Origin of the sequence: Microcoleus sp. Pol8_D6 (assembly GCF_036700965.1) — a bacterium.
Taxonomy (GTDB): Bacteria; Cyanobacteriota; Cyanobacteriia; order Cyanobacteriales; family Microcoleaceae; genus Microcoleus.
This window is the reverse complement of record NZ_JAUBPW010000039.1, coordinates 26,792-39,972: the sequence shown is the minus strand read 5'-3', so window position 1 is coordinate 39,972 and position 13,181 is coordinate 26,792. Positions and strand designations below refer to the sequence as shown.

At 45.1% G+C, this 13,181-nt stretch carries 9 protein-coding genes; 3 read left to right on the top strand and 6 right to left on the bottom strand.

Going from position 1 to position 13,181, the window contains the following annotated elements; translation table 11 throughout:
* The first annotated feature begins 16 nt into the window (after window positions 1–16).
* Window positions 17–160, top strand: coding sequence for a hypothetical protein (locus tag QUA10_RS16740; protein WP_333086313.1), 144 nt, complete (start codon window positions 17–19; stop codon window positions 158–160).
* A 466-nt stretch (window positions 161–626) separates the two neighbouring features.
* Window positions 627–845: a DUF4327 family protein gene (locus QUA10_RS16735; protein WP_193973492.1), complete on the top strand. Its 219-nt coding sequence runs from the start codon at window positions 627–629 to the stop codon at window positions 843–845.
* 158 nt (window positions 846–1,003) lie between these two features.
* On the opposite strand, the gene QUA10_RS16730 is transcribed toward QUA10_RS16735, so the two are convergent.
* From QUA10_RS16730 to QUA10_RS16715, 4 genes are all read right to left on the bottom strand, one after another.
* On the bottom strand, window positions 1,004–2,245 hold the full coding sequence (locus tag QUA10_RS16730; RefSeq protein WP_333083567.1) for a protein kinase domain-containing protein: 1,242 nt from the start codon (window positions 2,243–2,245) through the stop codon (window positions 1,004–1,006).
* 803 nt (window positions 2,246–3,048) lie between these two features.
* The gene (locus tag QUA10_RS16725) at window positions 3,049–5,352 is read right to left on the bottom strand and encodes a serine/threonine phosphatase (RefSeq protein ID WP_333083565.1); all 2,304 of its coding nucleotides are present in this window, start codon (window positions 5,350–5,352) and stop codon (window positions 3,049–3,051) included.
* Between the two features lie 351 nt (window positions 5,353–5,703).
* Complete coding sequence (locus tag QUA10_RS16720; RefSeq protein ID WP_333083564.1) at window positions 5,704–8,259, bottom strand: DHH family phosphoesterase; 2,556 nt, start codon at window positions 8,257–8,259, stop codon at window positions 5,704–5,706.
* Between the two features lie 118 nt (window positions 8,260–8,377).
* Window positions 8,378–9,217, bottom strand: a complete 840-nt coding sequence (locus QUA10_RS16715; RefSeq protein ID WP_333083563.1) for a PD-(D/E)XK nuclease family protein — start codon at window positions 9,215–9,217, stop codon at window positions 8,378–8,380.
* Window positions 9,218–9,401: 184 nt separating this feature from the next.
* Between QUA10_RS16715 and QUA10_RS16710 the strand changes: the two genes are divergently transcribed.
* The gene (locus tag QUA10_RS16710; RefSeq protein ID WP_333083562.1) at window positions 9,402–12,440 is read left to right on the top strand and encodes a type ISP restriction/modification enzyme; all 3,039 of its coding nucleotides are present in this window, start codon (window positions 9,402–9,404) and stop codon (window positions 12,438–12,440) included.
* Between the two features lie 139 nt (window positions 12,441–12,579).
* Here QUA10_RS16710 and QUA10_RS16705 read toward each other — a convergent pair whose 3' ends face one another.
* On the bottom strand, window positions 12,580–12,885 hold the full coding sequence (locus QUA10_RS16705) for a type II toxin-antitoxin system RelE/ParE family toxin (protein ID WP_333083561.1): 306 nt from the start codon (window positions 12,883–12,885) through the stop codon (window positions 12,580–12,582).
* Window positions 12,882–13,136 (bottom strand): type II toxin-antitoxin system ParD family antitoxin, encoded by a 255-nt coding sequence (locus QUA10_RS16700; protein ID WP_333083559.1) that lies wholly within the window; start codon window positions 13,134–13,136, stop codon window positions 12,882–12,884. The genes QUA10_RS16705 and QUA10_RS16700 overlap by 4 nt, the downstream gene beginning before the upstream one ends.
* Between the last annotated feature and the right edge of the window lie 45 nt (window positions 13,137–13,181).

Below are 13,181 nucleotides of genomic sequence, written 5' to 3'. Positions count from 1 at the left end.
ATTTAAGATTTGAGATTTGAGATTGACTCAATCAGGACGGACGATGGGTTTGGAACTTGCTTTTACGCCCGGTCTGCTGTCGCCTTTGAATGTTCGATCGACATTTAGGGGTGGCGATCAACAGTATCCAACAATTTTTGATCGCTTTTGCGGTGAGTAGAGCTATAATCAGTTTATGTAGTTCACATCCCACTCTCACAGCGAACCCAGCGTCGAAGGTGAAACAGGTGTGGTTTACCCGCAGGAAAGCGGAAATTACGCTGTAGCAGCGAAAGCGCAGTAGTTGCAGTTTCTCCTACGCAAACTCAGCCTTTTCCCGAACAAGCCGAGCGCAGCCCTTGCATATACTATGTGGAAACAATTGAGGCGGCAAACCTTCCACTGCCGATCGACAGCATACAGTGCGACATTTCACAGATGATTAATTCTTTGAAGTCGGTCTTGACTATTCAGTCTTGCTTATAGGGCCTTGTCAAAACAAACAGTGTTGAGATACAAGTTGAATATGTAGCTTCCCGACTAAAATCTACACGTATCTTGGCTAGACTGTTCTTGGCGAAACTGCGATAAAGAGTGTGCGCTGGGAAGTGGTAATTACACAAGATTTAAACAATTCAAGAGGTATTATGAGCCAGAAGGTGATACAGCCGATGGTTAAGTTCCAGCGTCAGGTGCATTCTCTCGTCACGTCTGACATTATCAAACCGACAGACAGTATTTGGAAAATTGCTCTGCTTTACGGCGACGAATGGCCGTACTGGAAACAGCAATTGCTAGAGTTTGATTTTTCTATGCAAGACCCCGTGAGCGAGTTGATAGCTGTAGAAGCTTGGGACGAAGAATAACAGAGAAGACGGAGGAATGGGGTGTCGGAGAGAAATTTCGAGGTGATTGGGTAAATTTTCTTTCATAAATTTCCGTTGCTAGCTTCTTCCCTCTTCCCTTTTCCCTTTGCCCTCTTCCTAATGACTTGTGACTTTTGACTTGTGACTTTTGACTTCTATTAAACGGAAGCTGCTAAAGCTCGAGCTAATTGTTGAGCAGTTTGAAAGCGATCCCCAGGCTCAGCTGCCGTGGTTCGCAAAATGGTCTCCCGCAGCTTGGGGGCGATCGTCGGAATATTTTCTAGCTTAAAGCCGTAACCTCCAGCTATTTTCCCGTAAAAGTTTTGAGGGCTTTGGGCCGTCAGCAAAAAAATCAAAGTAGGCCCAATAGCATATAAATCTGACTGAGGTAGAGGCTGTCCCCGGTCTTGTTCTGGTGCCGTGTAGCCTTCAACGCCGATGCGAGTCCCTGGAGGAGTGCCGATTTCTTTAACGGCACCAAAATCCAGCACTGTAATGCAATTGTCGCGGTGGCGCACCAGCAAATTAGCTGGTTTAATATCCCGGTGGACGATCGGGGGTTTTTGAGAGTGAATGTAGTCCAAAACCTCACAGGTTTGGATCATCCACTCTATTGCTTGTTGGGGAGCAACAGGCCCGCGGTTATAGATGCGTTTTTCTAAATCCTCGCCGTGGAGCATTTCCATCACCAAGTATTTTTTGCCCCCTTCCACAAAAAAGTCAAAAAACTGAGGAATTCCCGGATGGTGGAGGGCCTTGAGAGTTTTAGCTTCACGTTCAAACAGTTCTTGAGCTTTGACTATTTGAGCCATGTCAGCATTCATTTCCTTGAGAACTACCAGAGAAGCTGCGGGGGAACTTCCGGGTTGTTGAGCTTTCGCTTTATCTCGATCCCAGGCTAAAGTCGTTGTTCCCATACCGCCTTGACCCAAAGTTCTCAGCACTTGGTAGTGGCGCACCGTGCGATCGACTTTAATCGGTTCGCCGCAGTGGATGCAGAATAAATTCCCCGGCGGGTTTCCCGCGTGGGTACACCTCGGTGTCGCGAGATTGACATTGAGGTTCGCCTCAATCTTGCCGCCGACTTCAATAGTAATCACTTGGAAATGCAGAATAGGACCACCCCGCGCCAACTGGATCAGGGCACCGTCGGATATCCAACCCTGAGACATGAGAATACCGTTTACCAAAGTGCCATTTGTCCCCGAATTGACTAAGTACCACTGACTGGATCTCCCGTTATTAACTCTTTGCAATTCCAGATGCTGCCGCGACACTAGAGCATTGGGGATCACAACGTGATTGTCTGGAGAGCGGCCGATGCGAATAATGGATTCGCTCTCGAAACTCCACTGTTGCAGGGGGGTCTGTTTTTCTGGATCTAAAAGAGTCAGCAGCATTTTCGATTGATGTGGTTGAACTCCCTGATTTGGCAGTGAGAGTTGGCGGGAATTTACAAATTTGGGGCGTAGGGGTTTGAAAAATTAGAAATTAAAAATTACTTATGAGCTTCACAGGTTAGTTTCACGAAAACTTTATAATATCCTGATTATGATTAAAGATTTCATAAACAATTAAGTTATAAATAGTTTTTTGCGAACAATTATCCAGAAAATTTCTGAAGGCTCGATCGCTCCTTAAAACACAGTCTATCAATTAAAAAATTGCAACAACAAAAACTAGGTAAACAATCGCTAAACTTTTACGTAAATTTGATGTAGCAGCAGATGGTGATGTCAGCCCCAAATATATATGTAGAGCTGACACTTCCCACGTTGCCCCGATAGCGATCGAGTATAAAACAGATTTCGCATTAGCCAGCCTGCGGACTCACTTCATTTTAGTTGATTTTTTTTCATTAGACCAACTATTTTTGTAAGTGAAAGCTCTTTCAACTATGATGAATCCACTTACTCTCAAGCAACTTTTTCCGGTAGATTCCCTGAACAGAGTCTCAAAATTAAAGCTACGGATAAATGGTTGGTACTCTACAGCTTGTCTGCAATAGTATGGGTCTGTAATCAGTTTTTGATCACTCAAACCTAAGCTGTTTTAACACCGGATACCTAAGAACAGAGGGAGCAGTAAAGCCTTGCCCGGAAACGGCAGAAGCTGTTTTTTTTCTCTGCAAGAATTGCAGGTTTAACCCAGGCCGTCACAGGGGGAAGGCGCCACCGTTGAAAAAGTTGGCAGCATCCAAATTCTAAAATCGAAATGCGCCTACCTGCGCCCGAATGATAATTGCCGTGATATTGTCGTGACCGTTGCGTTTGTTACCCAGTTCAATCAACTGGGTAACTCCCTGGTCGAGATCAGCTTGGGGATTGAACAGGGGTTCGAGAGTGTTCTGCCAGTGACTTTCCAACAAATCATTATCTGTCAGACCGTCGGAAGCCAAAATTAATAAGGTATCTTCGCACAAGTCTAAAAACTGCACGTCAGGCTTGAGAAAATTACTGTCTCGCGGGCCGAGGGCTTGAGTTAGTTGATAGGCGTCGGGACGAGCATAAGCAGTTTCCGGGTCAACTCCGCGCTTAATTTCGCGCTGCCCGACTTCGTGGTCTGAGGTTATTTTTTCTAGGGTTTGTCCCTTTCTCAGTCGGTAGAGGCGGCTGTCGCCGACGTGGGCAACGGCGAAGTGGGTGTCTTGAACTAAGACTGCGACTAGAGTTGTGCCCATACGGGCGCTGCCGGAGCGTCCGTCCTTTTGATTGATTTCAAAGATGGCTTTGTTGGCTAGCAGGACTCCCTCGCGGATGGTGTCTGCCGGAGGTAGTTGATGTTCCCAACGGGTTTGAAAGAATTCTCTGAGAGTTTCAGCCGCTAGTTGACTGGCTACTTCTCCGCTGTCGTGTCCGCCCATGCCGTCGCAGAGAATGTAAAGCCCTTTGGTTTGAAAAATCCGACCGAAGGAGCTTTCGAGTTTGTTGAGCTGAGTCCAGATGCTGAAGAAGTCTTCGTTGTGGTCGCGCGTGCGGCCAACATCGGTGAGGCCTGCGTCTTCTAAGCTGTAAATCTGGAGTGGCATGGGCTGGGTTAAGACCTCGCCCACCTCGGAGGGCAACTCGTCGGGGGTGCGGTAATGCCTGCGTGTCGGGGTTGAGCTTGGTGAAGGTGCGGGTTGGAGTTCGAGGGGAACTGTTTCTAGGCGCGATCGCAATTCTTCTATTGTGTTAATCTCGCCTCTGTACATTTGTTGCAGCAGTTCGAGCAAGGCGCCAAACTGAGTGCGATGATCGGACTGGCTAAATATCACCTGCCACAATTGCCCTAAATCTACCAGTTGTAGGTTTGAGCCAGCGGGTTCGGGATAGAGGTATTGCAGTCGCAAAGAAGCTAAAGAAAAGGAAGAGTCGGGGTTGACTCGCAAATTTGTCAGTTCCAACAAGCTTTGCCGACAGCGCCAGGGTTCTAGGGCAGCCCAGAGTTCTGTCATTTCGTGTAGCCAGTATAAAATTTGCTGGGTGGAAGTTTCCGGTTGACTCCACCGTTCTACCAGCAGCGGCCATTGGGAGCAGTCTTCTAGCAGCAGCACTGCCTGTTCGTTGTCTGACCAGCTATCGTGAATGACTGGCAGGTTTTGAGAGAATTGCCACCGCAGTGCCAGGTAAGGTTCAGCTATGCCTTGGCAAAGCTCAGCTAAGGCGGGATTGGTTGAATTTTCTGCGCCTTTGATTGCTGCGGTATAGGGGGATGTTCGTCTGGCGACGCTGGCAGAGTTGGCTGCTAGCATGGCTTTGAGGGGTGACATTTCCAGTGGCTGACAGTCCAATACTGTTACTTCTACTGTGTCTGAGCGTTTTCTCGGCGGCACGGTTTCTAGGAGTTGGTAGCGCTGCTGAGTGTCTAAATAAGCTCCGGCTGGCTGGGAAGGGATTAAATATTGTGAATTGGAGATGGGGACTTCTGGAGATGGAGGGGAGGTGTCAGCTATGTTTGGGCTGTGGGGGTTCTCGGTTGCTTCCTGGATTTGTTTAGGCTGTGGTGCGGTTGTAAAATTCTGCTCAGATGGGGTGATTTCGCGCTCTGGTGCTGTATTAGAGCTTTTTTCTGTTGTTTGAAAGGATGCTGGTGCGATCGCCCCCACGGCTACCACAGCGTCTATTTCTGCGCTGCTGAATTCGGCGACTTCGGTCTGTGGAGAAGTTGGTTCGACTGCTGTTTGGGGTTCGGGTGGGGTGGTTATTTCTGTTTTAATCGCGTCTGTGATTGCTTCAGGAGAGTTTTGGCGCGATGCGGTTTCTGGAACTATGTCTGGTGTTTGGGGAAACTCGGCTGGGGGTAGGGTGGACTCGTCTGCCTCGACTGCTGCAAAATTCGATCGACCGCAGATAATGGCCCGCCACACTTGACCTGTTGCGACGCCACAATTCTGACATTCTTTGGCGCTAAAAGCGACTTGGGCACCGCATTCGTGGCAAGGTTTGTAAATTAGGGAATTTCCGCACTGTTGACAAAACTTGTTTGGATTGGGATTTTCAAATTGGCAGCGGGGACACAGAAGCATAGGGGTTTTAAATGGGAGATGGGCGAGCGAGTTTGGCGGTGGGGAGTTTTGGGTTTTGGGCTGTGAGTTAGGAGTTATGAGTTTTGGGCCTGACTCGCAACGGATAACTCGCATTGCCCTATGCCTTATTTTATCGGGATGAATTCAGAACTAAGATATTTCTTAGAACTGAGATGTTGCCGCCGTGTCAGGAATAGACCTCTTAAGCCAGACCCACAAAAATTTCTCTCGCTTCAGGGGACCAAAACCCAGCCCCACCAGTGGTAACAGCGTGTGTAACCCATAAGCAAAGTTATCTCATGAGTGGAACGGGCCGGAGATTCCGTTCTTAACAATGGTGCAATATCTCAGTTAGAAGGGAATTGCTATAGAATCTTCTTGGAAAACGGTTTCTCGCGCGATCGACACAATGGTCGAAAGGGGTACTTCACAGAAATATTTCCGCCGGAATTGTTCTTCGGAGACGGCTGCTAGGAATTGCGCTGCAAAACGGGCAGCAATCGGGGAATTTGGCACTGAGAATTGAAGGGATTGGCTATCTAATAAGGGTTTGGGGATTTGATCGGGCGCGTCTTGACGCTGTGCGGTTTCGGGTTGTCTGGTGATGTGGAAAGCTCGATCGCGATAATAGATTTGGAAACCGAGATATGTTAGGGTTTTGAACCCTAGTTGCAGCGATGTGTCGCTGATGCCGAGTTTTTGGCGCAGTTGCTGTCTGGTAACGGGTTTGTTGGTGCGGCTGAGGTATTTGGCGATGCCGATTAGCTGTTGGCAGATTTGCTGTGGGGGTACGAGTGGAGGTAAAGTATAGGCGATCGCGAGTTTTTTCTGAGTGTACTGTGCTTGCCGAAACCATATCCGCAGTTCGTCCCAGCTTGCGGGGCATTCTTTGAGGACGATCGAGTTTTCGCGATCGACCTTTTCGGAATTGTAAACTAGATTGTCGATCGGCATTTGAGATTCTAAGTTTGTGCTAGCGCCTAATAATTCTTCATCGTTATTTCTATTGCGCCAGTCTACAATCCAATCTATTTGAGTCGGGGAATTTATTTGGATCTCTTCCGTGCGTTCTTGCACTGACACGAGGCGCACTTCATACCGCGATTTGTAAGTATTAAAATCGAGTTCAACGGTGACATCGCACCGGCCTTGGGGAACTTCATTTTGATTGTGTCCCCACCAAATGCCGGGAAATCCCGTATCGCTAGATTCGTCCCTAATTGTAAATTCTGTTTTGATATATTCTAGTTTTTGCCCTTTCAAATCCTTAATTTTTTGATTCCACAGATTGTCAAACCAGCAGTTTTCAATCAGCAATTTGGGGGCAGGATTTCCCATGCCGCAAGGTTCGAGCAATTTTAGTTCTTGAAATAAGTCCTTGCCTAATTCGGAGACAGTAATTTTTAAGTCGGCTTGAACGGGGGCTGCTGTTAAACTATCGGTGCTGTATTGTTGTCGCAGTTGCTGATTTACCGCATCTGTAAATAGGGGGATATTTTCAACTGGGAGACTCAATCCGGCAGCGAAGGGATGACCGCCAAATCTGTGCAATAAATGCGCTTGATCTTTGACTAATTGGTAAAGGTCGATTTGATTGGCGGAACGCGCGGAACCCCTGGCAATTTTGGATTCGGAAAGTGTTGGTGATTCTGAATCTAAGAAGGAGGTAAATTGCATTTCTGGGGAATTTTCATTAATTTTTTCGCTTCCTTCTGTGCTGAATAAAATCACGGGGCGGCCGTATTCTTGGGCGATTTGTCCCGCTACTAATCCTAATACTCCTACCGGCCATTGAGGGTCGCTGAGAACAATGACGCTAGTAGTTGAAAGGTCGAGTTTTGCTAGTTTGTTGGCGGCATCTTTGGCAACATCTTTTTGTAAAGATTTGCGCCGGGAGTTGGCAATTTCGGTTAAGTTTGCTAGTTCTTCGCAACGTTTTTTGTCGCGGCTGGTGAGGAGTTCTACGCAGAAGCTGGCGTCACCTTGAATGCGGCTGACGGCGTTGATTCGGGGGCCGAGGCCGAAGGAAATGTCGGTTGGGCGATCGCCCGATCTTTTGCACAGTTCGAGTAATTTTGCAACTCCTGGGCGGGTGGGATTTGCGATTTGTTTTTGCAGTTGTTGGATGCCGATTTGTGCTAGATAGCGGCTGTCTCCTGTAAGTTGGACTAAATCGGCAATTAAGCCGATCGCTACTAATTCTAATAAATCTGTGAGCGGGCGCTGTGGAATATCTGGTAATGTGTGATACAAGGCTTCAACTAATTTGTAGGCTACTCCAACTCCAGAGAGGTTAAATAGTTGGTGGTTTGGGGGAAAATAGCGGGGATTGATAATGGCTGTAGCTGGCGGGCGATGGTCAGGTAATGTATGATGGTCGGTGATAATTGTATCGATATTTAAGCTGGTAGCGTATTCGATTTCGGCGATGTTTGTACTGCCAGTATCACAGGTAATAATTAAGCTAATTCCAGATTTGGCTAAGGCATCTATTCCCGCGATATTGAGTCCATGAGATTCGGTTAAGCGGTTGGGAATGTAATAAATTAGTTGGTCGTTTTGAGCAAAAAATTCTCCCAGTCCGTCCCAAAGTACGGAAGTTGAGGTAATGCCGTCGGCGTCGAAATCTCCCCAAATTGCTACTTTTTCGCCGCTGTTTCGTGCTTGCTGGATTCTTTCTATCGCCCAGGTCATTTCTAGTCCGAATTCAAAGGGGCTTGCTGGTTGGTAAAGTTGGGGATTTAAGAAACCGGGTATTTGTTCGGGATTTTGAATTCCTCTATACCACAGAAGTGCGGCGGCATAGTTTCCGGGGAGTTCTGGTGCATGGTTTCTGACAGCTTCTATCAGCCAAGCTGGGGGTTGGGATAGGGGTTGAGTTGGCAAATTTTGAAGTAGTTCTGTCATAAGTTATTTGATTAATTCCTGTAGTGGCGGGTTCACCAACAATCTTTCATTCACATTCACAATATCTATAAACCCGCCCCCACCGGGCGACTAATAGTTGCATAGTACAAGATTTGAATTAAATAAATATTTCATCGATTATAGCAAGATTGGGTAGCCAATCTGTGGGAGTTTCTGCGAGAATATCTGGTGAGAGAGTTTTTGTGTTTTGTGTGCGGTTGCAGCGAGTGGCGAATTGACAAGAATCGCACAAATTGGAACTAATTTCTACTTGAGGTAAGAATTCGCCGTTTTCGGTATAGCGCTGTCGCCAGTCGGTTAGCTGCTGCAATAAGTGAGTTAAATCTTGTTTTGTGCGATCGTGTTCTGTTTTGTTGTAATCAAATGTGAGTTTTTTGGGCGGTTCTTCTCCTTGCAATTGTACAAACCAGTATGTCATGGAAACTTGTTCGGGGGAATAGTCGCTGGTTTCTACTAAGACGTATAAATAGAGGCGAGTTTGCCAACTTTCGGCTATCCATTTTGATTTTTGAGGGCGGGGATAGGTTTTCCAGTCGAGAATTTGGGCGGCGTTTGGTTCGGCTATTAGTAAGTCATATATAACGGTGAATAGGTAGTCTTGGAAAATTAGAGTGCGGGGGTGTTCGGCTTGGCGGAAAATTCGTGAAGCGTAGCTATCCCGTAGGGAATCGCTATTTTCTGAATCGGCGAAAAGTTCGGGTGCGGTGTTAATAAATGCTGCCACACAGCGTCCCAATTCCGGGTCTTGTTGGATGATGAATTCAATGGGAAGTCCGAGTTCTCGCTGCTGCATTAATAGGTGAAAGTGGCTTCCCCATGTGAGTTTTTCTTTGTGTTCTGGGGAGGCGGTGGTGGCGAGTAGTTCGAGGTAGCTGTGTTGGAATTTGCGGGGGCATTCTTCGAGGATTTTGAGTTGGGTTTGGGAGAGTCGAAGCATTTTTTTAGGATTTTATCTTTTATATTTTTATGATGGTAAGCGAGGCGATTTGTCGTTTTTTTGACCGCAGATTGAGGCTGATGACGCAGATGGACGCAGATGATTTTGATTGCTTTTTGGGCAAGAGTGCGATCGCCCTACACTGACTATTATATAATGATTCATACCGTTAACGGCGAAGCCCATGCGTTTTGATACCTACATCCAGTCTATTCAGAGCAATCTACTGCGGGGAAGCGAGCGCACCCATTACCCAACTATCAAGAATTTACTCGATAATCCGGCGGCTAGTTTGGTAGCAATCATAGAAGAAAAAGGTAATAAAGCTGGTGTTCCAGATTTTACTGTCAGGCGCAGGGATTTACTCGTCGGTTATGTGGAAGCTAAGGATGTCGGGTTAGATTTGAATCCTGTTGAAAAAACCGAACAGTTGCAGCGATATCGAGAATCGTTAAACGGTAATTTAATTCTCACGAATTATCTAGAGTTTCGCTGGTATGTTGAGGGGAAAGTCCGATTGACTGCAGTTTTAGCCGAAAGAACAGGAAACGAAATTACTCTCGGCAATTCTGACAAAACTCTTGAATTAATCGAGGGATTTCTTAATTACGCTGGTGCAGCCATTAACAGCCCTGAAGATTTGGCAAAGCAGATGGCGCGATTAACCAAATCAATTCTACTCGCTACAGAATCAGCTTTGCAAATCGAAACTGAAACGGGAGAATTACATCAACTCAAGCGTGGATTTAATGAGATATTGCTGCCGGATCTCAATGATGCGGCTTTTGCAGATATGTACGCTCAAACTATTTCCTATGGTTTATTTGCGGCGCGAGTTGGTCACGCTCAGAATCCCGGAAATCAAGTTTTTGACCGCCGGACAGCGGGCACGTACATCCCAGCTACTAATCCCTTTTTGCGGCGATTATTTAACAGTATTATCGAAACGGATTTACTCGGTAAGATTAACTGGGCAATCGATGATTTAGTCGAGCTACTAGGGCGCGTTGACATGACTGCTATTCTGGAAAACTTTGGTAGTCGCACTCGCCAATCCGATCCAGTTGTTCATTTTTACGAAACCTTTCTTGCAGCGTATAATTCAGCTTTGCGGAAAAGTCGCGGGGTTTACTACACTCCTGAACCAGTTGTCTCATATATTGTTCGCTCTGTCGATGCTATTCTGAAAAACCGTTTTAATCTACCTCTAGGATTGGCAGATAATAGCAAAAATCCAGATACGCAACAGCCGCGAGTTCAAATTCTAGATCCGGCAACTGGTACGGGTACTTTTCTTTACGGAGTTGTCGATCGCATTTATCAAAACTTGGAAGATATGGGAATATCTGGGAGTTGGAATCAGTATGTACAGGAGAATTTATTAAACCGATTATTTGGTTTTGAGTTGTTAATGGCTCCCTATGCCATAGCACACCTCAAACTCGGTTTGCAACTGCAAAATCTCGGCTATGAGTTTAGCAGCAAACAGCGTTTAGGAGTTTATCTCACGAATACATTAGATGAAGCTTTAAAAAAATCAGAGGTTCTCTTTGCTCAATTTGTGGCGCAAGAAGCTAATGAAGCTTCAGCAATTAAGCGGGATGTCCCGGTGATGGTTGTGTTGGGAAATCCGCCTTATTCTGGTCATTCTGCTAATAAGAGTGAATGGATAGCAGGATTGGTAAAAGATTACTATTATGTGGATGGTGTACCGCTGAAAGAGCGCAATTCTAAATGGCTGCAAGATGATTATGTAAAATTTATTCGTTTTGGACAGTGGCGAGTTAGTCAAACGGGGTTTGGTGTTTTGGCTTTTGTGACTAATCACGGTTATCTCGATAACCCGACTTTTCGGGGAATGCGTCAAAATTTGATGCAAACTTTTACTGATATTTATGTTTTAGATTTGCACGGTAATTCTAAAAAGAAAGAAGTTTCTCCAGATGGTTCGCCTGACCAAAATGTGTTTGATATTCAGCAGGGAGTCAGTATTGGCATTTTTATCAAAGAGCCTGGTAAGTCGACTCCGGCAAAAGTTCATCATGCTGAATTATGGGGAAGTCGTACTAACAAATATAATGTTTTAAGCAATTGCGATCTTGATACAACTGAATGGAAAGAGATTAATGATTTTTCACGAGATTATTTATTTAAAATACAAAATACTGACCTAAAACCTGAGTATGACAATGGGTGGCAGATTTTAGATATTTTTATTTTTCAATCTATGGGAGTCACCAGTGGAGATGATGAGTTTCTTTATGATTTTTTAGTTAACGATCTTAAAGTAAAAATTGATACTGCATTGCGAGAAACTAAAGCTATTAAGGCTGATAGAACTTTACTGAGACTTCAAAGAGGAGCAGATCAGATTATAGACAAAGATTTGAAGTTATGTTTATATCGACCTTTTGACCAACGCGCTATTTTATACTGTACTGAAGTTTTGGAGAGAGCTAGAGAAAAACTAGCTAATCAATTCCAAAAGCAAAACCTGGGCTTTATTACTATTAGACGAACAAGGGAAGGAGCTAATACTCAATTCTTTGTAACAGATACAGTTACAGATAAGAGTGTTATTTCGTCAGCCGATAATGCTAATGTTTTCCCCCTTTACCTCTATCCTGATACTGAAAACGAGCAGGGTAATTTATTCACAGACCGCACTCCCAATTTATCCCAAAACTTCCTCAGTGCCATTCGTGAAAAATTAGGCTATATACCAACTCCCGAAGCAATCTTTTATTACGCATATTCTGTCTTTCACAGTCCTACCTACCGCCAGCGTTATGCAGAATTCCTGAAAATAAACTTTCCCCGCTTACCCTTAACTTCCGACAATGAACTTTTTCAAACACTCGCTAAAAAAGGTGAGGAATTGGTAGAACTGCACGTGATGAAATCGAAAAAATTAAATAAGGTAATTACTAAATATCCTGTCAGTGGCGATAATGCTGTTACTCAAGTTACTTACAATGAATCGGAACTGCGGGTTTATATTAACAAACAGCAATATTTTGAAGGTATTTTCCCCGAAATTTGGGCGTTTAAAATAGGTGGATATCAAGTATTGGATAAATGGTTGAAAGACCGCAAAAAAGCAAATCGCAGTTTATCTTTTGATGAGGTGCTGCACTATCAGCGCGTCGTGGTTGCTTTGAAAGAGACAATGCAAATTATGGCTGAAATTGATGAGGTGATACCAGATTTCCCTTGGGAATAGATGTTGAGTTATGGCTGGAATGCCCTCGATCTCTCACATCTGCCATCCCAAATCTAAAAGTGCGTAAAGCGTAGCTATCCCGTAGGGAATCGCCCTTTTTTTCAAGTGCGATCGCCCGTTCAGATATATTCAAAGCTAATTAATCTTCCCCTGACTCTGAAAACAATAATTCCAAATCTCGATCGCCCCGCAGCACGCGAGCAATATCAATCCCGTCCGATCTCGGGTAATAAAAAATTAAATAATCCCTAACAATAAATCCGCGCAAGTTGGGGGATAACCTCTCATAGCGTTTGCCCATATTGGGAAATTCGGCGACAAGTTTACATTTTTGACGAATTGCATCAAAAAGCTCGCTGGCGGCCCTGGAACTATTGCCAGCAATGTACTCACAAATCTCATTCAAGTCTCGGACGGCTTCATCTGAAAATGTATAACTGTTCATGCCCCTGACTGTTCTCTTCGATCTATTTTTTCTTGAATTTTGGCAAACACAAGTTCTCCATCTGTCACTTGTCCCTTAGCAATTTGTGCAGTTCCCACTGCTATTTTCTGGCGGAGTTCTTCGATGCGTTGTTTTCGTTCTCTTAAAAGTGCGATCGCTTCTCCAATTAGTTCTTCAGCGCTGCCATATTTTCCGCTTTTAATTTCCGCTTGAATAAACTCTTCGTATTCCGGCTTTAAGACAATATTCATTGACTTGCTCCTTTAAATCACAGAAAGGTTACTGCACGATAGTGA